At 44.4% G+C, this 23,121-nt stretch carries 22 protein-coding genes and 1 pseudogene; 19 read left to right on the top strand and 4 right to left on the bottom strand.

Annotated elements, in window-relative coordinates:
- Positions 1-43: 43 nt before the first annotated feature.
- From hslO to QR40_RS09455, 8 genes are all read left to right on the top strand, one after another.
- A complete protein-coding gene (gene hslO / locus QR40_RS09485; protein ID WP_044294968.1) occupies positions 44-922 on the top strand; it encodes an Hsp33 family molecular chaperone HslO in 879 nt (292 codons plus the stop codon).
- 55 nt (positions 923-977) lie between these two features.
- The gene (locus QR40_RS09480; RefSeq protein WP_044294609.1) at positions 978-2,897 is read left to right on the top strand and encodes an NAD(+) synthase; all 1,920 of its coding nucleotides are present in this window, start codon (positions 978-980) and stop codon (positions 2,895-2,897) included.
- Positions 2,898-3,557: 660 nt separating this feature from the next.
- Positions 3,558-4,739, top strand: a complete 1,182-nt coding sequence (locus QR40_RS09475) for an iron-containing alcohol dehydrogenase (RefSeq protein ID WP_027296394.1) — start codon at positions 3,558-3,560, stop codon at positions 4,737-4,739.
- Positions 4,740-4,971: 232 nt separating this feature from the next.
- On the top strand, positions 4,972-5,448 hold the full coding sequence (tnpA, locus tag QR40_RS09470) for an IS200/IS605 family transposase (protein ID WP_027292570.1): 477 nt from the start codon (positions 4,972-4,974) through the stop codon (positions 5,446-5,448).
- Between the two features lie 191 nt (positions 5,449-5,639).
- Positions 5,640-5,816, top strand: coding sequence for a hypothetical protein (locus tag QR40_RS31730; protein WP_160295794.1), 177 nt, complete (start codon positions 5,640-5,642; stop codon positions 5,814-5,816).
- A 2-nt stretch (positions 5,817-5,818) separates the two neighbouring features.
- A complete protein-coding gene (locus QR40_RS09465) occupies positions 5,819-7,378 on the top strand; it encodes a response regulator transcription factor (RefSeq protein WP_044294608.1) in 1,560 nt (519 codons plus the stop codon).
- Between the two features lies 1 nt (position 7,379).
- A complete protein-coding gene (locus QR40_RS09460; protein WP_044294607.1) occupies positions 7,380-9,086 on the top strand; it encodes a cache domain-containing sensor histidine kinase in 1,707 nt (568 codons plus the stop codon).
- 125 nt (positions 9,087-9,211) lie between these two features.
- Positions 9,212-10,105 carry a nucleoside hydrolase gene (locus QR40_RS09455; RefSeq protein WP_052430776.1) on the top strand — a complete coding sequence of 298 codons (894 nt, stop codon included), beginning with the start codon at positions 9,212-9,214 and terminating at the stop codon, positions 10,103-10,105.
- Here the strand turns inward: QR40_RS09455 and QR40_RS33100 are convergent.
- Together QR40_RS33100 and QR40_RS33595 are read right to left on the bottom strand one after the other, a co-directional pair.
- Positions 10,092-10,139: a DUF6783 domain-containing protein gene (locus QR40_RS33100; RefSeq protein WP_334291774.1), complete on the bottom strand. Its 48-nt coding sequence runs from the start codon at positions 10,137-10,139 to the stop codon at positions 10,092-10,094. The two genes, QR40_RS09455 and QR40_RS33100, sit on opposite strands and share 14 nt — an antisense overlap.
- Before the next feature lie 30 nt (positions 10,140-10,169).
- The gene (locus QR40_RS33595) at positions 10,170-10,256 is read right to left on the bottom strand and encodes a DUF6783 domain-containing protein (RefSeq protein ID WP_416389841.1); all 87 of its coding nucleotides are present in this window, start codon (positions 10,254-10,256) and stop codon (positions 10,170-10,172) included.
- On the opposite strand from QR40_RS33595, the gene QR40_RS33590 reads away from it, so the two are divergent.
- A complete protein-coding gene (locus QR40_RS33590; RefSeq protein WP_416389837.1) occupies positions 10,225-10,383 on the top strand; it encodes a DUF6783 domain-containing protein in 159 nt (52 codons plus the stop codon). The two genes, QR40_RS33595 and QR40_RS33590, sit on opposite strands and share 32 nt — an antisense overlap.
- A gap of 20 nt (positions 10,384-10,403) precedes the next feature.
- Here the strand turns inward: QR40_RS33590 and QR40_RS09450 are convergent, their stop codons facing one another.
- Positions 10,404-11,087, bottom strand: a complete 684-nt coding sequence (locus tag QR40_RS09450; protein ID WP_081998836.1) for a flavin reductase family protein — start codon at positions 11,085-11,087, stop codon at positions 10,404-10,406.
- A 357-nt stretch (positions 11,088-11,444) separates the two neighbouring features.
- Between QR40_RS09450 and QR40_RS09445 the strand changes: the two genes are divergently transcribed.
- The 3 genes from QR40_RS09445 to QR40_RS09435 all read left to right on the top strand — a co-directional run bounded on the left by QR40_RS09445 (position 11,445) and on the right by QR40_RS09435 (position 14,621).
- On the top strand, positions 11,445-12,800 hold the full coding sequence (locus QR40_RS09445) for an ABC transporter substrate-binding protein (RefSeq protein WP_052430775.1): 1,356 nt from the start codon (positions 11,445-11,447) through the stop codon (positions 12,798-12,800).
- A gap of 77 nt (positions 12,801-12,877) precedes the next feature.
- Positions 12,878-13,813 (top strand): carbohydrate ABC transporter permease, encoded by a 936-nt coding sequence (locus tag QR40_RS09440; RefSeq protein WP_044294606.1) that lies wholly within the window; start codon positions 12,878-12,880, stop codon positions 13,811-13,813.
- Entirely contained in the window at positions 13,806-14,621 is an 816-nt protein-coding gene (locus QR40_RS09435; protein WP_044294604.1) for a carbohydrate ABC transporter permease, read from the top strand. Before QR40_RS09440 ends, QR40_RS09435 begins: the two co-directional genes overlap by 8 nt.
- Here QR40_RS09435 and QR40_RS33960 read toward each other — a convergent pair.
- Positions 14,587-14,685, bottom strand: a complete 99-nt coding sequence (locus tag QR40_RS33960) for a DUF6783 domain-containing protein (RefSeq protein ID WP_334291773.1) — start codon at positions 14,683-14,685, stop codon at positions 14,587-14,589. The genes QR40_RS09435 and QR40_RS33960 overlap by 35 nt on opposite strands.
- On the opposite strand from QR40_RS33960, the pseudogene QR40_RS33955 reads away from it, so the two are divergent.
- From QR40_RS33955 to QR40_RS09405, 7 genes and pseudogenes are all read left to right on the top strand, one after another.
- Positions 14,650-14,733: pseudogene (locus QR40_RS33955) on the top strand (DUF6783 domain-containing protein); the annotation flags it as partial. The gene QR40_RS33960 and the pseudogene QR40_RS33955 sit on opposite strands and share 36 nt — an antisense overlap.
- A gap of 96 nt (positions 14,734-14,829) precedes the next feature.
- Positions 14,830-15,870 (top strand): methylcobamide--CoM methyltransferase, encoded by a 1,041-nt coding sequence (locus QR40_RS09430; RefSeq protein ID WP_044294602.1) that lies wholly within the window; start codon positions 14,830-14,832, stop codon positions 15,868-15,870.
- Complete coding sequence (locus QR40_RS09425) at positions 15,871-17,265, top strand: ADP-ribosylglycohydrolase family protein (protein WP_044294601.1); 1,395 nt, start codon at positions 15,871-15,873, stop codon at positions 17,263-17,265.
- 7 nt (positions 17,266-17,272) lie between these two features.
- Positions 17,273-19,585 carry a glycoside hydrolase family 3 C-terminal domain-containing protein gene (locus QR40_RS09420; RefSeq protein WP_044294599.1) on the top strand — a complete coding sequence of 771 codons (2,313 nt, stop codon included), beginning with the start codon at positions 17,273-17,275 and terminating at the stop codon, positions 19,583-19,585.
- Between the two features lie 12 nt (positions 19,586-19,597).
- Positions 19,598-20,548, top strand: a complete 951-nt coding sequence (locus tag QR40_RS09415) for a DMT family transporter (protein ID WP_044294597.1) — start codon at positions 19,598-19,600, stop codon at positions 20,546-20,548.
- Between the two features lie 3 nt (positions 20,549-20,551).
- Positions 20,552-21,643, top strand: a complete 1,092-nt coding sequence (locus tag QR40_RS09410; RefSeq protein WP_044294595.1) for a uroporphyrinogen decarboxylase family protein — start codon at positions 20,552-20,554, stop codon at positions 21,641-21,643.
- A gap of 13 nt (positions 21,644-21,656) precedes the next feature.
- Positions 21,657-23,114 carry a sulfatase gene (locus QR40_RS09405; protein ID WP_044294593.1) on the top strand — a complete coding sequence of 486 codons (1,458 nt, stop codon included), beginning with the start codon at positions 21,657-21,659 and terminating at the stop codon, positions 23,112-23,114.
- The last annotated feature ends 7 nt before the right edge of the window (positions 23,115-23,121 follow it).

Genomic DNA, 23,121 nt, shown 5'->3' with positions numbered 1-23,121 from the left:
TTTATAAATTGCTGTGATAACAGCAGGAATAAGGAGTATGGAAATGGCAGATTATATTGTAAGAGCTACTGCAGCGGATAATCAAATCAGGGCATTTGCAGCAACTACAAGGGACTTAGTTGAGAAGGCAAGGAGTGTCCACAACACGAGTCCGGTAGCTACGGCGGCACTGGGCAGACTGTTAACTGCAGGGGCGATGATGGGAACCATGATGAAAGGGGAAAAGGATATCCTGACCCTTCAGATAAAGGCGGGAGGTCCGATAAACGGAATTACGGTAACGGCAGACAGCAAAGCAAATGTAAAAGGCTACGTTGGTAAACCGGATGTGATGCTTCCGCCTAACGCAAAAGGTAAATTAGACGTGGCGGGCGCTGTAGGAGTAGGATTACTTCAGGTAATCAAGGATATGGGATTAAAAGAGCCATATGTGGGCCAGACTGTTTTGCAGACCAGTGAAATTGCAGAAGACCTGACTTATTATTTCGCCACATCCGAACAGGTGCCGTCATCGGTTGGATTAGGAGTTTTAATGGAACATGACAATACGGTAAAACAGGCAGGAGGATTCATCATCCAGTTAATGCCGTTTACAGATGATGCAGTCATTGATGCATTGGAAAAAAAGCTCTCAGAGGTGACGAGTGTTACTTCAATGCTGGATACAGGAGATACGCCTGAGATGATCCTGGATAAACTGCTGGGAGATTTCGGCGTACAGATCACGGACAAGGTACCGACCAGCTTCTGCTGTAACTGTACAAAACACAGAGTGGAAAAAGCGATTATCAGCATTGGAAAAAAAGATATTCAGGAAATGATTGATGATGAAAAGCCAATTGAAGTAAATTGTCATTTCTGCAATACAAACTATGAATTTTCTGTGGAGGAATTAAAGCAGATCCTCAAAAAAAGCAAATAGTCAGAAGAGATGTATGGAACAGTAAATCAGAGAAAGAAGAAGGGCGGGATCAGGGATGCATCACGGATTTATAAAAGTGGCTGCCGCTACGCCGGAGATAAAAGTAGCGGATTGTATCATAAACGCATCGGAAATATGCAGGCTGATTGATGAAGCATGTGTAAATGGAGCTAAAATTATTGTTTTTCCAGAACTTTGTATTACCGGATATACCTGTGGGGATCTTTTTTGGCAGGAAACGCTGCTGGATGAAGCGAAGCATGAATTGCATCGGATTATTTTCCATTCGGCAGATAGAGATGCCATCATATTTGTAGGACTTCCCTGGGAAAAAGACAATAAACTCTATAATGTCGCTGCAGTCATCAGCCATGGCAGGCTGCTTGGCCTGGTACCCAAGAGACATTTGCCAAACTATGGGGAGTTCTATGAAATGCGCCATTTTGCATTGGGGAACGAAGCAGTAGAGTGGGTAGAGTTCGAAGGTATGCCTATTCCCTTTGGTACAAAGCAGATCTTCTGCTGTAAGGAAATGGAAGGGCTGCGAATTGGAGCAGAAATCTGTGAAGACTTATGGTCCCCCAATCCCCCAAGTACCGGTCATGCACTGGCGGGAGCCACAATTATCGTTAACCTGTCTGCAAGCGATGAGACAACAGGTAAAGACCAGTACCGCCAATCTTTAATTGGAGGACAGTCTGCAAGGCTTATCTGCGGATATGTATATGCCAGTGCAGGGGAAGGGGAGTCTACTACGGATCTGGTATTCGGAGGACATAACCTGATTGCAGAAAATGGCTCCCTCTTAAGCCAGTCAAAGCGTTTCCAAAATGAAACAATATATGGAGAAATAGATATCCGAAGGCTGCGTAGTGAACGCCGGAAAAACACTACATTTATGGCAGAGAAAATGAATGAGTATGAGAAGATCGCATTCTCCCTTCAGCCGGTTGAAGTAGTGCTTACCCGGAATTTTGCTCCCTGTCCCTTCGTACCAAGTGACAAGGCTGACCGAGACAGACGCTGTGAAGAAATCCTGTGCATTCAGGCAATGGGGCTGAAAAAACGTTTGAAACATACGAATTGTAAATCTGCGGTAGTAGGTATTTCCGGTGGTCTGGATTCCACACTGGCACTTTTAGTAACGGTTAAAGCGTTTGACATGCTGGGGATGGAACGAAGCCAGATTATATCGGTAACCATGCCATGCTTTGGAACAACAGACAGGACATATACCAATGCATGTGATCTCACCCGGAAACTGGGGGCTACACTCCGGGAAGTAGATATTAAGGAAGCGGTAAACCAGCATTTTGAGGATATCGGACACGACAAAGAATCCCATGATGTGACCTACGAAAACAGCCAGGCGAGAGAGCGGACCCAGGTACTGATGGATATTGCAAATCAGTGCGGAGGCCTTGTGATCGGCACAGGGGATATGTCAGAACTGGCACTTGGATGGGCAACCTACAATGGGGATCATATGTCCATGTATGGGGTTAATGCTTCCGTTCCCAAGACGCTGGTTAGGCATCTGGTGCGCTACTATGCAGACACCTGCGGAGATGAAGTATTAAGCCGTACACTGCTGGATGTCCTGGATACACCGGTAAGCCCTGAGTTATTGCCGCCAAAGGATGGAGAAATTTCCCAGAAGACAGAAGATCTGGTAGGCCCTTATGAGCTGCATGATTTCTTCCTGTATTATATACTGCGGTTCGGATATGAGCCTGCAAAAATATTCAGGATTGCGAAAAAGGCATTTGCCGGCAGCTACGATGATGAAACCATTTTAAAGTGGATGAAAACGTTCTACCGAAGATTCTTCTCGCAGCAATTCAAGAGATCCTGTCTTCCCGATGGACCGAAAGTGGGATCTGTGGCAGTATCTCCAAGAGGCGATCTGAGAATGCCAAGCGATGCCAGTGCAAGAATATGGCTGGAAAATCTGGATCATATTTCAGCTGATTGATTTGGGTTTAGCTGATAAAAGGACGCTTTGAGATGGATGTAGTGCACGGAAAGAGAAGGGGGCGGACCATGGCAGGCGTTTGGAAGGCTTACCGCAGAACTGGCATTTTCTAACCTTCCCAGAGCGTTTTTTGGCGGCACGCGGGCATTCGCTGCGAAATCCTGATGCATTTCGCAGCTCACTGCCCGCTTAGTATCCGATGGGAGCCAGTCGAATACTATCCGCCAAAAAACACTCCGGCAAGGTAAGTAAATGCTCAGACCTGCTATACGCCGTCCAAACGCCTGCCATGGTCCGCCCCCTTCTCTTTCCGGGATGTTGTTTATTGATACAAAGCTGGTTTTCTCAGCATGGTGGGACCCCGGGTTGTGGTATGCTGTACGCTATTGGCATAGAACATATAAAACCAATAAATCAGCTGGATGTTATCACTGTGGAATGTCGCTACATTCTACTACAGTATATTTGTGGTTATAGTACCTACATCCAGTTAAGTCTGTGATAAGGAAAGCAGGTAAAAATTAGTCTTATCACATAATCATAATATAAAATTTTTATTATATCCTCTAATAGGGGTTGCGTTAATTATTTAACAATGATATAATAAGAACGAATCAAGTACATATTAACCTATTTTAAAATATAATGGAGGACTATCGTATGAACAGATTTACATTACCGAGAGACTTATACTGGGGAAAAGGTTCCCTTGAATTTTTAAAACAACTGGATGGAAAGAAAGCAATCCTGGTTCTGGGCGGCGGTTCAATGAAGAAATTCGGATTTGTTGACAAAGTGACTTCTTACTTAAAAGAAGCAGGAATAGAAGTAAAATTATTTGAAAATGTTGAGCCTGATCCTTCAGTAGAAACAGTTATGAAGGGTGCAGCAGCAATGAGAGAATTTGAGCCGGACTGGATTATTGCAATGGGCGGTGGTTCTCCAATTGATGCAGCAAAAGCTATGTGGGTATTCTATGAATATCCTGAAACTACATTTGAAGCAATTATCCAGCCATTTTCATTCCCAACATTAAGACAGAAAGCTAAATTCCTGGCAATTCCTTCCACATCGGGAACGGCTACCGAAGTTACCGCATTCTCCGTTATTACTGATTATGCAAAAGGAATTAAATATCCGCTGGCTGATTTCAACATCACACCGGATGTAGCAATTGTTGATCCTGAATTAGCAGAAACAATGCCTGCACATTTAACAGCATATACCGGTATGGATGCATTGACTCATGCAATTGAAGCATATGTTTCCACATTAAACGGACCGTTTACAGATCCTCTTGCATTAAAAGCAATTGCAATGGTAAATGACTATCTTCCAGAGTCTTACAAAGGAGATATGGCTGCAAGAGAGCAGATGCACTACGGACAATGTCTGGCTGGTATGGCATTCTCTAATGCACTCCTTGGAATCGTACATTCCATGGCGCACAAGACAGGTGCTGCATTCAGCACAGGTCATATTACACATGGTCTTGCAAATGCAATGTATCTTCCATATGTCATTCAGTATAACGCAAAAGATGCAGCAGCACTGAAGAGATATGCAGAGATCGCAAGATCAATCAATCTGAAAGGTGATACAGACGAAGAATTAATGAAAGCACTGTGTGCAAAGATCGATGCATTAAATGTTGAATTCAGCATTCCGAAGACGTTAAAAGAGTTTGGAATCAAAGAAGATGAATTCAATGAAAAGATTGCAGCAATTGCAGAACTGGCAGTAGGGGATGCTTGTACAGGTTCCAATCCAAGAGCAATTGATCCTAAGCAGATGGAACAATTGTTCAGATGTATCTATGATGGAAAAGCAGTAGAATTTTAAGAATTAGTTTTTGAGCCGGGAGGAAATATGCCTCCTGGCTTTTTTTGTTAGGGCATGGCCCTGTTCTCCATTGAGGAGTTTTTCGTTGATCCGAAAAACGGAACTTTGGAGAACAAATAAACCACCTGCTCTGCGGGTGGTTGGAATAGCTTTAGCGTTGTGTAAAAAACCTCCAATGATATAATAAAAATAGGTTCGCCAACCGTTTTATAAATCAAAGGAGGTAGTCCAAATGGACAATAATAGTTTAGCACACACAAAGTGGAATTGTAAGTACCATATAGTTTTTGCACCGAAATATAGAAGAAAAATTATATATGGCGAGTTGAAAAAGGATATTGCAAATATCTTAAGTATGTTATGCAAGCGCAAAGAAGTGCATATTGTGGAGGCAGAAATCTGTCCAGATCATGTTCATATGTTAGTAGAAATACCGCCAAAGATAAGTGTGTCAGATTTTGTAGGGTATTTAAAGGGAAAAAGTACCTTAATGATATATGAGAGACATGCTAATCTCAAATATAAGTATGGAAATAGACACTTTTGGTGCAGAGGATACTATGTAGATACAGTAGGAAAAAATGCAAAAAAAATAGAAGAGTATATTCGGAATCAACTAAAGGAAGATTTGGAATATGATCAAATGTCTTTGAAGGAGTATATTGACCCGTTTACGGGTGAGCCAGTAAACAAAAGCAAAAAGAAATAAGCCCAAGGGGCTTAGCAGGTAACTGACGTTGCGGCCGGCGAACCTTTCGATGAGTCTTTAGACTCCAGTACCGGGAACGAGCCCTTATAGGGCGGAAAACAAACCACCGGCTAAGCCGGTGGTACTGATTTATGCCCGGGACTCAAAAAGCTGCTCAAAAAATCAATGTTGAATAAGAGGATCAGATATTCATGAAATTTGCAGACTTCACATTTGCTAATGCTTACGATATAATAGGCAGTAACAGCTCTGGCGCCGCCGGTACTGACGGACTTTTGTGGGGGAAGCCTGTCAGAATGGATTATACTAAGGATATTAAAAGAAAGGAAGTTATGGTGTTTGGCTTCTATAAACATCATACAACGTAGAAATGAATATTATAATTATTGATGATGAACGCCTGGCTCTGGAGAGTCTGGCGGAGTTAATCGATTGGGAAGCACATGGATATCATCTGGCAGGTTGTCTTAAAAATGGATCCGAAGCACTTCGGATGATGAAAACCCTAAATCCGGATATAGTGATTACGGATATCAGGATGCCGATTATGGACGGAATCGACCTCAGCCGGGAATTGCAAAAGGACTACCCCCATGTAAAAGTAGTTCTGTTAACTGCCTATAAAGACTTCGAGTATGCACAGCAAGCTTTGCGATATGGGGTCACCGAATATTTATTAAAGAATCAGATTACTGAAGAAAAGCTTTTGGAACTTTTGGAACGCCTCTCTGGAGATATTTTAAAAAGCCGTCAGATTAATCTGGCGATTCAGCATAATTATTATCATGATCTGATGGCAGATATTTCGCCCCTTGATGAACTAAAGCCCATTCAGAAAAGAGAAGGAGCATTGCAGGTACTGATCAAGATAAAAGAGCCGTATTTATTGAGCGAGCTGGTATCCTTTCAGATGCCGGAAATTCGTTTGGATAAAGCAGCGTTAGTGGAAGCCGTTGCAGGAATCGGAGAGGTGAAGCTGCAGCAGATATTTGGCTTTGGACAGCAATGCTGGGGATTGTTATTTTCCACAGGACTGCCCGGGGGACAGGTGCCGGGACAAGCCTTGCTGATGGAGCTGTATGGAAGAATGAAAAAATATTTTGGAGAATTATCTCAGTTCGATATTGCAGTCCTGTATGATCATGGCGCGGATACGCCGCAAAGTATGAAAGAATCCTATCGAAATATGCTTAAGTATATGAAATATAGCATCTTCTTTCAAAGTGCCATGCCCTATGCATGCCGCAGTATGGAAAAATATTATGAGGATGTGGACAGCAATCACGGCTATGTCCAGGCAGAAATCGCAAAAGCCAAAGCGGCCATACAAAGCGGAGACTATCAGGGGATGAATCAGATCTTCGACCAGCTGAATACCTATTTTAGCAAACCGCGTTTTAATTTAGGAGGCTTTCGGTATGTGTTTCGAAAGATGATAGACTTGCTGGATGCGATTCGCGCCAATAATAATTTAAGCTCATTGATGCAATATATTGCGCTGCACCAGGAGGAGATGGAAGGCATTTCCAGTGTCTGGGAAATCTGGAATTGGATTGTCTGTGAATTTAATAAAATTGGAATTCAGATTGGGTCAAATCCTGGAAGTATTAAGGACAAAAAGATTCTTCATTCTATTGATTATATTCATAAAAATTATATGAAAAAGATCACAGTAAAAAGTGTGGCGGAAAGTGTGGATCTAAGCGAAGTATATTTTGGCAATCTCTTTAAAAAAGAAACGGGATATACCTTTCTGGAGTATTTAACAATGCATAGAATGGAAGTTGCGAAATATCTGATAGGAGAAGGTAAGTTTAAAGTCTATGAAATTGCGGAGATGACCGGATATACCTCGCCCCAGTACTTTAGCCAGATCTTCCAGAAATCAACAGGATATATGCCAAACGAATATAGCCGCAGAGGTGAGTAACATGAAGATAAGTACTAAGATTTCTTTTTATATTATTATCATAACCCTATTGATCAGCGCCGGCAGCGGAACCATGATTTACCGGTACTTTTCAGATATGATTGTTACACAGCTGAAGCTGGACAATGAAGCAAAGCTGGACCTGGTTGTCCGGGACCTGAATCATATATATGAGGAAGCTTACAAATATGGGCAGTATGTTTCCGTTAATAAAGAAGTGCAACAGTATCTTCTTAAGGATAAGAATCCATCGGTATTTGAATTGTTTTCAGAACACAGTAAGATTCGGCAGAGCTGCAACGAGCTGGTCTTCCTGTCTGAACATATTAACAGTATTGGCATTGTAAAGGATGAAGATGACATTATCTGGACTTATTTACCTTTTGATGATGCCTACACCAGTCAGGACCAAAAGAAATGGTATCAGACTTATATTGAGGGAGGCAGCGGCAAAGGTATTTTTAGTAAGCCCTATTCTTTTCAGGGCAGATACTTAGCCAACACTTTAATCAGCGTGGCTTTTCCCTGCCGTTCTGTTGACCAGGCTGGACAGGAACTTGGTACGATCGTTATTGATATAAACTGGAGCACAGTAGAACAGGTTATTCGGCGCAATCAGGGTACTTTTGATGCCATGATCTATGTAAATGGGGACAAAAGCGTAAGTGTAGGAGACCAGGAGTTAATTGACCAGAGTGAATATAAAGAAAATGAACCATTGATTTGCCGAAGTAATGACCTGAAGATCGGGGGCAGCCTGACAGCCATTCTGGATTACTCGTATCTGGCGGATTCTGTCAGACCCCGCGCAATGATGCTGGTGCTGGTCCTTGGCATTATGGTTGCTCTGATTATTGGAATATTGATACGGGTCATGCTGAATATCACAAAGCCGGTAGCGATCCTGTCCGCAGCGATGCAAAAAGTTGGAGAAGGTGATTTACAGACACATGCAGAAATTGCTACTCATGATGAATTTGAATATCTGGGCAGGGGCTTTAACAATATGGTGGATCAGATAGACCGGCAGGTGAAGGAGACTTTGCAGCATGAAAAGGATAAACATATGCTGGAGCAGGAGGTTCTGATAGCCCAGATAAATCCTCATTTTATTTACAATACGCTGAATACCATTATCCATCTGGCTCGAAAAGAACGAAACGGAGATATTATTACCCTCACCAATTCGTTTATTGAGCTGCTACAGGATGGCATACATCTTTCCCAAAATAAAATTTTCTCAAGCGTTGAGCAGGAATTGCGCATTATCCAAAACTATATGTGCATTCAGAATTATCGTTATAAAGACTTATTTTTGCTGTCTATCAGTTGCCCTGATGAGCTGATGGAGGAGTTAATTCCGGCATCCATCATTCAGCCATTAATGGAAAATGCATTATTTCATGGAATAGCCCCCCTTGGCCTGCCGGGTAAAATCTGGCTGATTCTGGAGGAAGAGGAGCTTCCCTGTCACTGTGGACTGAAAATCTCCGTGATAGATGAAGGGATAGGGATTACTCAGGATCAGGCAGACAGGATATTAACCCATGAGCCTCCAGAACAAAGCGGGCGTAATCACGTTGGCCTGTATAATGTGATAAAACGTCTTGAACTATTGTATGGAACGGATTATACCATACAGATTACACAGCGCGACGGGGGCGGTACAGTGGTTGAAATTGTTATTCCTTTGAAACAAGAAGGGTAGTACATAAAACTGTACATCTCCATTAAAAAAGTGGTTTTACAAACAGAATAGTGGGAATAGCTACTACAATCCTTTTTCTAGACATGATAAAATGATGCAAATATAAAAAGGAAAAGGTGATTATAATGGAATTAACGAAAAGAGTAGTAATTGATACTGATATCGGAGATGATGTGGATGATGCCCTTGCCATTGCTTTGGCAGTTAAGTCCGGGAAACTTCAGGTGGAAGGGGTTACCACGATATGCCGGTATGCCAGCCACAGGGCAGTGTTAGCCGCAAAGGTACTTAAGTCCTGCGGTGCGGATTTCATTCCTGTCTATGAAGGAATCGGTACATTTATAGTTGACCGCCATGATGATAACGATCATGAGCTTCCCTGCCTGTGCGAAGAGCTTGACGGCAATTATGTAAAAAATGAAATGCATGCAGTTGACTTTCTGGTGCAGACGCTGAGAAAGTATCCGGATACAACTATTTTGGCAATGGGGCCTTTGACGAATCTGGCGGCTGTGGCATTAATAGCTCCGGAAGTAATGATTGGGACTGATATCATCGTTATGGGAGGGGCATTTGAGTCTCCGTACCAGGAATGGAATATTTATTGTGATCCGGAAGCAGCTGGGATTGTACTGCGTTCAGGGGCAAATATTAAGATGGTTGGATTGGATGTAACCACAAAATGTATCTTAGAAGATGCAGACTTAAAGCGCTTGAAGGACAGTCCAAAAGAAGATGCCAGATACCTGTCTACATTGATTGAAACCTATAAAAACGCCACCGGAAAAGGAATTATGCTCCATGACCCTCTTGTAGTCGGACAGCTGTTAAATCCAAAGCTGATAAAGTATTCTGCTGTCAGGGCAGAAGTGGAACTGCGGGGAGAGTTTACCCGTGGCAGCCTGATTGTAGAAAAGAATTACTTTGGCGAAGAAGAAAAAATCCCGAATATAGAAGCGGCTGTGGAAGTAGACAGCAAGGGGTTTGCTGAGCTGATGATGAGTGTTATCTGTGGCTAGAGCGTGTTTGAAAATTCATTCCCGCCATCTGCACGCCCCACTTTGCGGCATATTTGCCCCGAATTCAGGTTGCGTAGCCCGCTACGCGCCCTTCATCCGGAACAAATCTCCCACAAAGCGTGACGCACAGCTGCCAGAAAGCAATTTTCAAACACGCTCTAGAGGAGAGGAATGTAGTTCTGTGTTACAAATCTCCCACAAACTGTGACGCACAGTTGTCAGAAAGTAATTTTCAAATACGCTCTAAGCCAAAAGTAGTTGAGTCTCTTAGCTTTTAGAGCGTGTTTGAAGAGAATGCTTATTTGGTAATCCAGGGAATTGGGTTGCCTTGCTGTATTATCCCGGGACCAAAAGGTGTTGTTTCTCCTGTTTCTGGATTGGTAGGTTGGTCAATTTGAAACAAATACCCGCTCACCCCGTATCTGCCGAGTTTGTTTTGGTCGTATCGTTCGCTATCCATACAAATATTGACGGATTTCAATGCAACTGCGACTTCCTGACTACCCTCGAAAAGCTCATGTTCCCATAAATATTCACATTCGATATTCAAAAAACACTCTTTAATTCGTGGAGCGTTGACCTTTAAGGCTTTCTCTGCCGTTAAACCGGAGGCGGTGATTTCATCTGTATCAAACTGATTATTACCAATCGTTTTAATACATCGATCGTAAATGTCATTTGAGGGGAAATTTAACACGCATACCCTTGTTTCTTTCAATGATTGATACATATGTCCGCCTTTATGGACTTTTCCCATAATACAGATGAAGTTGTCGGCTCCGCTGCCCGCAAAGTTAGTCCAGGATTGCAGACAGGCGTTTTCCTTACCGTTGGATTTCCATCCTGTAACGACGAATACTAACGACGGCATGGCTGTCACAAAATCATACCATGACATATTTCCACAGGCTGTCAAGTATTGTTCAGTTTCATATCCAGCAAGTTTTCCCGGTCTCTCAAAAATAGATATATCCTTCTTCATTATCATTCCTCCCTTTATTTTGAACCTATTAAATTATTTTCATAGTTAATCTCTCATCTCTTGACATTATAGCATAACCGCCATCATTATAGTAGCTGCAAACCTATCGGCAACAAATGTCCCTGCCATTTCCCACTCCCCCAACCTTCCGTACACAACATCCATTTACAAAGCATCATAATTCAGTATCCCCCCAATCGTTTTACAATGGTTGAGGGGATTTTTATTTCCATTATAAAAAAGTGGTATTACAAACAAAATAGTGGTAATAGCTACTACAATCTATTTTTTAATAATGCTACAATTATTTTACAAAACAAACAAAGCAGATAACCCAAATTAATAGGAGGTAACAAAATGAGAAAGTTTGTACAAATGTTTACAGCTGTATCACTGACAGTATCCTTGCTGGTTGGATGCGGACCAACACAGCAAAAGAATGAAACTACGGCAACTACAGCTCCAGAGGCAGACGATGCAAAAAAAGGTACTGCCACTGCTGCAGGAGATACCACAGCAGAGGGGGCAGAGGAGCTTTCGGGAAAGCTTACCATTTGGTGGTGGGCAGATCAGATGGAGATCATTGAGGATTTTCAGAAATTGTATCCAAACGTAGAGGTGGAACCGGTCATGATTGATGCAGGTGATTATCTTACAAAAGTGCAGAGCACCATCGCATCCGGCGGACAGTTACCGGATATTCTCATGGGGGAACTTTCTTTTAGAGGGAAGCTTTTCAGTATGGATATACTGGAAAATCTGGAGGCAGAGCCTTACAACTTTGACCGTACCCAGGTAGTTGACTATCTTATTCCGGCGATGACGGACGAGAACGACCAGGTGCTGGGCATTGAAACCTGCCAGAGTCCGGCAGGAATGGCGTACAAAAGGGATTTGGCGAAAGAATATCTGGGTACGGATGATCCGGAAGAGCTGGAAGCAATGCTGAAAGACTGGGATTCCTTTATCGAAAAAGGAAAAGAAGTTTCAGAAAAGAGCGGAAATAAGATAACGATGATACCATCTCTGGGTGATGTTTATTATATGATAAACGGACAGTCAAAGGCACCTCGTATCAGCGGAGATACGATTGATATGGCAGCAGTGACGGATACCTTTGCACAGGTTGCTAAATTCCGGGATGCAGGAATTGTGGATAAAATTGTACAGTGGACACCGGCATGGTTTTCAGCTTACGGTTCCGGCAACAGTATCTTCTACCCAACGGCATGCTGGGGCGTGGTTGACTATGTAAAAGCAAATGACGAGCAGGGCAAAGGAAACTGGGGACTGATTGTACCTCCGTCAGGTGGATTTAACTGGGGCGGAACTACCATGAGTATTACAAAGAGCAGTGAAAATAAATTAGCGGCATGGAAATTGATTGAATTTTATAACTTAACAAAAGAAGGAACGGAGACAAAAAAAGTACTGCAGTTAATACCTACTTCTAAGGACGGAGCGAGTGACCCATACTTTGCAGAGGGTGAGGATGAATTTTTTGCAGGCCAGAATATCGGTGAGGTATGGATGAACAGAGTTATTCCCACGATCCACATCAATCCCATCACCAAATACGATATTCCCGATGTAATGGCAGTGGAACTCGTTCTCAGCAGTATGAATGCGGACACTTCGATTACGGCGGAACAGGCAGCAGAACTATACAAGCAGGAAATGGAGAATGGTGCTCCTGAAATAACAGTAAAGTAACTGATTTCACAAACCGGGCGTGGTCCGTGATACAACGCCCGGTTTTGCTCTAAAAATAGAAAAGTCAGGTGATTAAAATGGTAAAAGCAAAAGTAAAAATAACCAAACGGAAATGGTTTTGGCCGCTGATGTTCCTGCTGCCTTATTGTGTGATCTATTTGATCTTCAGTGCATTTCCTATCGTACATTCGTTTATAATCAGCATTTTTGACTGGAAGGTCATGGGAGGCAGCACCTTTGTTGGACTAAAGAATTACATTGAGCTGCTGACAACGGATAAGTGGTTTTTGAAATCCTTGTTTAATACGGCATTGCTGATGGTGATGTACATACCGGCATCAATTATTGTTGCCTTGCTGCTGTCGAATTTAATATTTACCAAAGGAGTCCGCTTTAAAAAATACTTTCAGCTTGCGTATTTTTTGCCCCACGTAACGACCGCGGTGGCCATTGGACTGATGTTTGCTCTGATTTTTGACTGGCAGACAGGTATCTTAAATAAATTACTTTTACAGTTAGGATTGATTAATGAAGGGCTTAACTGGCTTGGAACGCCTGGACTTGCCCGCTTTGTAACGGCACTTATGTTGTTTTGGAGCTATTTTGGATACTGCACCATTTTTTACCTATCCGGACTCTCCGGTATACCCGAAGAGCTCTATGAAGCGGCAAAACTGGATGGGGCAGGGGGCTTTCATATATTGCGCTATATTACGATACCCATGCTAAAGCCTATTACACAATTTCTCGTTATTACAAGTATCATTTCCGGATCCCAGATTGTGGAGGAACCGATGCTGCTGCTCAATGGCTGGGCAACCGTAGGTAATGCAGTGGGAGGACCGGAGCGTTCGTGCCTGACAGCTGTGTGGTATCTATATGACACCGCATTTGGAAAAAACAGTATGATGAACTATTCCAAAGGTGCGGCAATTGGATATTTAACGTTTGTGTTTATTATGATCATTGTATTTATCAGAAACAGATTTAGCAAGGAGGATGAATATGAATAAGAAAAAAGTTATTCTCATAACTGTAGTGCTGTTTCTTCTGTCATTTGTTACAGTATTTCCATTTTACATCATGATTACGATGGGCACGAAATCCACAGAAGAACTCTTTCGAGGAATTTCTCTGATCCCGGGTACGCATTTACTTGATAATATTAAGACGATTGCAAGCGGAGCGTTTCTGCGCTTTTACATAAACAGTTTGGTGGTTTCCTTTTCCGCCATGGGCATCGGTGCATTGACCAGCTCCATGGCAGGGTTCGCACTTTCTAAATATGATTTTAAATACCGGAAAATAATTATGAACATCATTCTTTTTTCCATGATGATACCAGGGCAGATCAGCCTGATTGCCTACATAATGGAAATGCGTACCTTTGGCTTACTGGATACATTATGGCCGCTGATTATTCAATTTTCCGCAAATGCTTTTGGCGTTTACTGGATGAAACAAAGTATGGATGGAGGTATTCCGGACGAAGTAATGGAGAGTGCCCGCATCGACGGCGCATCCGAACCGCGGATCTTTTTCTCCATTGCAATGCCTTTTGTTAAGGCACCTCTGGTGACCATTTTATTATTACTGTTCTTATGGTCCTGGAACAATTACCTGGTACCGCTCATTGCCATTAACGATCCGAATATGTATACCGTACCTCTTGGCCTTGCTATGTTAAATGGGCTTCACAAGACAAATTATGCAGCGAAGATACTGGCACTGAGTTTTGGAACCATACCGCTTGTGATTATGTTTATCTTCGGATCAAAATATTTTATCAAAGGATTAACGGCAGGAGCAGTAAAGGGCTAGAGCGTGTTTGAAAATTCATTCCTGCCATCTGTACGCCCCACTTTGCGGTATATTTGCCCCGAATTCAGGTTACGTAGCCCGCTACGCGCCCTTCATCCGGGACAAATCTCCCACAAACTGTGACGCACATCTGCCAGAAAGCAATTTTAAAACACGCTCTAGTCAGCATAAGATCATACAGATATCAGAAAAATTTGGAGGAATATAAATGAAAAGACATTTATTAAGAGATGAAGTAGCAGCAGTGATTGAACGCAGGGAAGCAGCCCAGGGAATTCCCACTTTTCTTTGCAAATGGTGGGGAGATGGAACCGAAGAAAAGTATGGACAGGAACTGCAGGAAGTGGCGTCCAGATATCCGGATGACATCTTTGATGCATGGGTAACCATGCCGGGAAGTGTAGAGAGTACCACCGACAATCCCGAATACCGTTTTGGATTTAAAGAAAATTATTCAGAGGCTGCTGTTCACAGTATCGGAAAAGACGTGGAGCTTTTAGATGATTGGGATGATTTTGAAGAATTTCTGGCTAGCTTTCCCGATCCTCATGAGCCGGGTATCTTTGATCATATGGAACAAAATGTAAGTGAAGTAGACGGGCGTTATAAGCTGGGCGGATTCTGGCGCGTATTCCATGAACGCTTCTGGACGATCCGGGGCATGGAAAATCTGATGATAGACTATTATGAAGAGATGGACAATCTGAAGATCCTGGGCCAGAGGCTGGTAGATTTCTATAAAGTAATTGTGGACCGCTACGCAGAGCTTGGGTTTGACGGCATTTTTACTTCCGATGATCTGGGTCATCAAACCGGTCCTATGATGTCACCTCAGGTGTTTGAAGAATTATATCTGCCTCTTTATAAAGAGCTGATTTCCCATATTCACAGCAAAGGAATGCACTTTTGGCTGCACTCCTGCGGAGATAACAGCCTTCTTATGGACTATTTGATTGAAGCGGGACTGGATGTCTTTCACCCGGTGCAAAAAGGCTGTATGGACAGAAAAGAGACTGCCGAAAAGTTTGGTGGGAAAATCACCTTCCTGTGCGGAATCGATGTACAGCATTTAATGCCGGAAGGATCACCGGATGATGTGAGGGCAGAGATAGGGCAGATGCGGGAAACCTTTGGGCGTCCTGACGGAGGCATGATGTTTGCTGCCGGAAACGGAATCATGCCGGATACGCCTCTTAAAAATATCGAAGCAATGCTGGAAGCGGTAGTAAGTGACAGGGAGGATGTTTAGATGCTAAAAGAGATGCAGTGGGTATCCTATGCCGATAACTTAGGCGTAGAGATACGGCAATGTGAAACAGAAGGTAAAGATATCACCGGATATTATGAAAAAGCAGTTTGGCTTAAGGGTCAGGGACTTCCCTTTAAAGAGGCGGAAATAGAAGCGCTGAAACTACATGATGAACTGGCGGGTCTGCCCATAAAAGAAGATTTTGGATTTGTGGAGCCATCCGGACTTTCGGAAATACGTAAGGAGTGCGAATCTGCACCGACTCTGCCGGCGTATCATGCAAATAGAGAAGAAGCTTATGACAAAATATATGGTGCATGGCTTGGGAGATGCTGCGGCTGCCTGCTGGGACAGCCCATTGAAGGCTATGACCGGGGCTACATTGTGGGGCTGCTGAAAGATACGGGCAATTATCCCATATCCTACTATATTTCCTCTGATATCTCCAGGGAACTTCGGGAGAAATATGAGATAGTGGATGAAGGGAAGATCTATGGGAGCGCCACCGTAAACTGGATCAATAATGTAAACTACATGCCGGAGGATGATGATACAAATTATACGCTGATTGCCCTTAAGGTGATGGAAGAAAAGGGATATGATTTTACGCCGGAGGATGTGGCGGAAATCTGGTTGGACTGCCTGCCCTATGGACATGTTTGCTCCGCAGAGCGGATCGCCTACCGAAACTTTGTAAGTGTTATGGCACCTCCGGAATCGGCATCTTATCATAATCCCTACCGGGAATGGATTGGAGCCCAGATCCGCGCCGACCTGTTTGGCTATGTGACACCGGGGGATCCGGCATATGGCGCAGAGCTGGCGTTCAGGGATGCATCCATTTCTCACACTAAGAATGGAATTTATGGCGAAATGTTTGTAGCAGCCATGCTGTCTGCAGCAGCGGTAAGCGATGATATAGAAGAAATTATCCGCGCCGGTATGGCGCAGATACCCAGACGGTCCAGACTCTACGCGAAGATTATGGAAACACTGGATAACCGCATTAAATATACCGATTGGGAACAGGCGATTGATGCCGTGCATGAGGAATACGATGAGGACAGCACCCAGGATGAGAAGCATATCAGCTTTGACTGGTGCCACACCATATCCAATGCAGTGATTGTAACCATTGCCCTTTTGTATGGAAACGGTTCGTTGGAAGAATCCATAGGAATTGCAGTTGCTGCGGGATTTGACACTGACTGCAATGGAGCAACCGTAGGTTCTGTGATTGGTATGATAAACGGGGCAAAGAAGCTTCCTGGGAAATGGACTGCACCGCTTAATGATCAGATCAAATCGGGTGTAGACGGAATGGGACTGGTAAAAATCTCGGAAATTGCAGCCAGAACCTTGGCTGTGATGGAGAAAAACAAAGAAAAGGAGTGACCGATAGATGGAACTAAATATCAAAAGCATTCTGGAACAGATGACATTAGAGGAAAAAGCAAGCATGTGTTCCGGTGAGGACATTTGGCAGCTGAAAGTGATTGAGCGGTTAAACATTCCAAGGATTCGCCTGTGCGATGGACCCAGCGGACTTCGGCTTCAGAATGATGCAGACAACCATCTGGGTGTAAATGCCAGTGAAGAGATGGTGTGCTACCCGGCAGGAAGTGCTGCCGCGTCCAGCTTTGACAGGGAACTGATGAAGGAACAGGGAAGTGCTTTGGGAGAAGAGTGCCAGGCATCTAATATCGCGGTGGTTCTGGGCCCGGCTTTTAATATCAAGAGAAGCCCCCTTTGCGGGCGGAACTTTGAATACCTGTCGGAAGATCCATTTCTGGCGGGGGAAATGGCGGCAGCACAGATCAAAGGAATTCAAAGTCAGAATGTTGGCGCCTGTGTGAAGCATTTTGCCTGTAACAATCAGGAAGACTGGCGGATGTGGACGGACTCACAGGTGGATACCAGAACCCTGAGGGAAATATACCTTGCAGCCTTTGAGCGTGCCATTAAGGAGGCAAAGCCCTGGGCAGTTATGTGCAGCTACAACCGTCTGAATGGTGTTTATACAAGTGAACATCCCTGGCTCTTAACGGAAGTGCTTCGCAGCGAATGGGGATTTGAGGGACTGGTGATGAGCGACTGGGGTGCGGTAAGCGACCGGACAGCAGCCCTAAAAGGAGGACTGGATCTGGAAATGCCGGGGGGCAATAAGGACACGGATGCACAGATTGCAGCAGCAGTAAGCAGCAATGAGCTTAAGGAGCAGGTGCTGGATCAGGCAGTGGAACGGATTCTGACGATGATTTACCGCTATGCCAAAGGCAGAAACGGCATCGATACATATGATCGGGAGGCCCATCATGATCTGGCAGTGAAAATGGCACAGGAATCAGCAGTACTTTTAAAAAATGATAATCATATCCTTCCTCTTTCCAGGGAGTCAAAGACAGCCTTTATCGGGGAGTTTGCGAAAAAACCCCGTTTTCTGGGCGGTGGTAGTGCCTGTGTGAAACCATTTAAGATCAGTAATGCCCTGGATGAGGCAGCGGAATTTGCACAGATCACTTATGCACCCGGATTTTACGCCGAGAGCGATGAAAAGAATCCCGAGTGGTTAAAAGAAGCGGTTCACGCTGCAAGAGAGGCAGAAACGGTGGTAATCTTTGCAGGACTGCCTGATTCCTATGAAAGTGAATGCTGGGACCGCCATCATATGAGACTGCCCGATTGCCAGAATGAACTGATTATGGCTGTCTGCGAAGTCCAGAAAAATGTGGTTGTAGTGCTTCACAATGGCTCACCTGTTGAAATGCCGTGGATTAATAGCGTTAGCGCAGTCCTTGAGATGCATACTGCCGGCCAGGGGGTGGGAGCAGCAGCAGTAAATCTGTTATACGGAAAAGGAAATCCCTGTGGTAAATTGGCTGAGACTATGCCCATGAAATTAGAGGATAATCCCTCCTATTTAAATTTCCCTGGGGACGGAAATACAGTAGAATACCGGGAAGGCATTTACGTGGGCTACCGCTATTACGACAAGAAGAAGATGGAAGTACTGTATCCCTTTGGACATGGTATTTCTTACACGACCTTTGCGTACAGCAGCCTGCATCTGGATAAAAGTGTGGTTAAGGACAGTGAAACCGTAACCGTCAGCGTGAATATCACCAATACAGGAAAACGTCAGGGCAAAGAAATCGTTCAGCTCTATGTGTCCGATGCCACAGGAACCTTCGGGCGTCCGGAGCGGGAACTGAAAGGATTTGAAAAAATTGACCTCTCTCCCGGCGAGACGAAGACTGTCTGCTTTGTTCTGGATAAGCGCAGCTTTGCCTGGTATTGTACCGATATTCAGGACTGGTTCTGCAGCAGTGGGATTTACAAAATTCAAGTCGGTGCTTCCTCAAGGGATATGAGGCTGGAGACTGAAATTGAGCTTGTATCCAGTGTAAAACTGCCACAGAAAATTACGATGAATACCCTGATGAGTACGGTCTTTCAGTATCCCCAATTGGCAGAAGAGACAAAAAGAAGTCTTCGGGCATCCTCACCTAAGGTGGAGCAGTTTATGAGCGGTGAAGATGAAACCTCTGTATACCTGCGGGAGGAATTGATGGAACTTCCGTTCCATGCCATCCGCGGACTGTACGAAACACCACAGAGAGATTTGGATAAGCTGATTGACAGGCTGAACCAAATGCTCAATTCACCAAACCAGATACCGGCAGGCGCACAGGATGCGAAAGCCACAAAAGCATAAACGGGAGGAATCATGAACAGAGATCAAAAAGCGGGGAATAAGCAGATGCTGGGCAGTGTTATGCTTCTGATTATGGCTTTCATCTGGGGCACCTCTTTTGTCTTTCAGAAAATGGCGCTCAATGCAGATATCAGTGCAGCTGCCCTGATGTTTGGACGGTTTTTCATAGCAGCGGTGTTATGGGGAATCTTTGGAGCCAGGAAAATAAAGTCCAACTATCGGAAGGGGCAATGGAAAACAGGGGTTTTACTTGGAACCATGTTTTTTGGGGCGAATCTTGCACAAATCCTTGGCCTGCAAAGCACCACACCGGGAAATAACGCATTTATTTCCAGTGCGAATGTAGTATTTGTCCCATTTGTCTGCTGGATTGTTACGAAGAAACGTCCCAAGGCGGTGCTGATCCTGTGTGCACTTCTTAGTTTTGTGGGAATCGGCGTTCTATCAGTCAATCCGGGTAACCAGTTCTTATTTGCACCCGGGGATGTTCTGACCCTGATCGGAGCGGTACTATTTGCGGCACATATTGTTGCTGTGGGAGAAACCGCTCCCCATATCCATGTCAGTGTCCTGGCATTTATGCAGTTTTCGGTCATCGCCGTCCTGTCTTTTGTGTTTTTGCTGATAGAGGGAAATGGACTGACGGGATTTGGCAGTGCAGAAGGAATAACCGCAATGCTTTATCTGGGGGTACTGGCTACCGGTGTAGGGCTGACGGTGCAGATGATTGGACAAAAATATGTACCGCCCGCAATGGTGGGCATTATCGTTTCAACAGAGTCCCTGTTTGGATCCATTCTGTCAGTTGTGATTGGATATGACAAGCTGAGTACAGGGCTTTTGCTGGGTGGAGGAATCATGTTTGGTTCCATACTGCTGGCAAACATATGGCAGTATTTCCAGGATGCCCGTCAAAAGAAGAGGGAAAACGGGAATGGAATTATGCAGATTAAGGAGAGCTGAACGATGGAATTAAATAGTAAGGAACGATGGCTTAGAACCTTGGATTTAGAGGAAACAGACCGCCTGGTATTCTGGCCGAAGATATTTGACGGTAGCTATATGAGAGCGCAGCAGGAACCTTTTAAAAGCATGTCAGTTCGGGAAGTCCATGACTATGCGGGGACGGATATACAGATTTATCTGCCGCCCTGTGTGAAATTACGTAATCATGACTGCTCCTGTCAGGAAGTTGTAGAGAATGGAAGGATGATCCGCAGTTTTACAACACCCATTGGCACTTTAGAGGGAATTCTTCTTTATGATGCCTCCACAGATTCCTATCATCCTCATAAGCAGATTGTGGAAAACGAAAAGGACATTGAAATTCTGACCAGATATTTTCAGGATACTACCGCAGAGCCGGACATGGAGGCAGTCAGAGCCGGTCAGGAACAATATGAAATCCTTGGTCACCGGGGCTTATGTGTATCCAACATCAGTGAATCACCACTGATGGACTTTGTGGAGTGGTATGCCGGTATTGAAAATGGACAGTATCTTCTGTTTGATTATGAGGAGGAGCTTCGGGAGCTGTTTGCACAAATGCAGCGGGTAAACGTGGAAAGTACAGGTATCATGTGTGAGTACAGTCCGGCGGATGTTCTTTATTTTACCGAAAATACATCGACTTCAATCATTAGCCCCAGCCAGTTTGACGCGTATTGCCATGGTCATTTAATGGAATATGCAGACTTGTGCAGAGGGTATGATAAAAGGCTTGTGTTCCATATGTGCGGACATCTGCAGGCGGTTTTGCCGCTGCTTGGGGACATACCATTTACCGGGATCGAAGCCCTTAGCACACCGCCCATCGGAAATACTGATTTTTTTAAGGTCCGCAGTTATTTGCCGGATAAAGCACTGATCGGAGGCAGTAACTGTCTGACCTGGTTAAAACCTGTGGCGGAGATTAAAAAAGAGCTTGCGGGATATCTGGCTGATATGGAGAGCTATCGCGGGCTGGTGGTGGGTACCGGAGGCATTATTCCACCGGGCTGTACACCGGATACTTTAAAGGAAATCCGTGAGTTTTTATTTGCACTGCCAATGAAATAACAGGAGGAATACTATGCGGGCAATTATGGTTATGTTTGATTCCCTGAACCGGAATCTGTTATCACCCTACGGCTGCGACTGGACACACACGCCTAATTTTCAGCGTCTGGCAAAGAAGACAGTGGTTTTTGATCATGCATACGCCGGGAGCCTCCCGTGCATGCCGGCGAGGCGTGAATTACATACAGGCAGATACAACTTTCTTCATCGCAGCTGGGGTCCAATTGAACCTTATGACGATTCCATGCCGGAACGGTTGCAGCAAAACGGCATTTATACACATTTGATAAGTGACCATCAGCATTATTGGGAGGACGGCGGCTGTACTTACCATCACCGTTATCATACCTGGGAAATGGTGCGCGGGCAGGAAGGTGACCGGTGGAAAGGTGTTGTGAAAGAACCGCTGATTCCGGACCACTTAGGCCAGGCGTGGGTCCAGGATGTTATCAACCGCAGCTATGTCCATACCGAGAAAGAGCATCCCCAGTCCAGAGTGTTTAAGCTGGGGCTGGAATTTCTGGAAAAAAACCAGGCAGAGGACAATTGGTTCCTGCATCTGGAGACCTTTGATCCCCACGAGCCTTTCTTCGCTATGGAAAAATACAAGGTATACTATCCCCATGATTATAAGGGGCCGCAGTTTGACTGGCCTTCTTACGGTGAGGTTACGGAAGAACCGGAACAAGTGAAGCACTGCCGCTATGAATACGCAGCTTTGCTTACTATGTGTGATGCCTGGCTTGGCAAGATACTGGACTTTATGGATGAACATGATATGTGGAAAGATACCATGCTTATTGTCAATACCGACCATGGCTACCTTTTGGGGGAACATGACTGCTGGGCAAAATCGGTACATCCATTTTATGAAGAAATTGCCCATATCCCTCTTTTTCTATGGGATCCGGGAAGCCAGGTCTGCAATGTCCGAAGAGAGGCACTGGTACAGACCATTGATATCCCCGCAACCCTGCTTCAGTATTTTCAGACAGAGATTCCAGGAGAGATGGAGGGCAAGCCCCTGGCAGATACCATTTTAAAAGATACACCGGTTCGGGAGGGCGCATTGTTTGGGATGCATGGGGGACAGATCAATGTGACAGACGGACGTTTCGTATACATGAGGGACTCTGTGCCAAATAATAAACCACTGTATGAATATACCCAGATGCCCACCCATATGCGAAGTTTCTTCTCCAGGGAAGAAATGTGCACCATGGAGATTTCACCACCTTTTTCCTTTACCAGGGAAATGCCCCTCATGCGGTTTGAAGCTGTCAGAGGGCTGGGTGACGGTCCTCCACGGCACTTTGGGACAAGACTTTATGATTTGAAGCTGGATCCTTTTCAGAACAGTCCCATAAACGATGAAGAAAAGGAAGCAGAGATGCTTGCGCTGATGATTAGGCTCATGGAGAAAAATGATTGTCCGAAAGAACAGTATAGGAGAATGGGAATACAGCGATAAACAACCG

The sequence above is a fragment of the Robinsoniella peoriensis genome (genome assembly GCF_000797495.1).
In the GTDB taxonomy this organism is placed as follows: Bacteria; Bacillota; Clostridia; order Lachnospirales; family Lachnospiraceae; genus Robinsoniella; species Robinsoniella peoriensis.
Note: the sequence above shows the minus strand (reverse complement) of the source record. Positions and strands in the feature narration are given on the sequence as shown.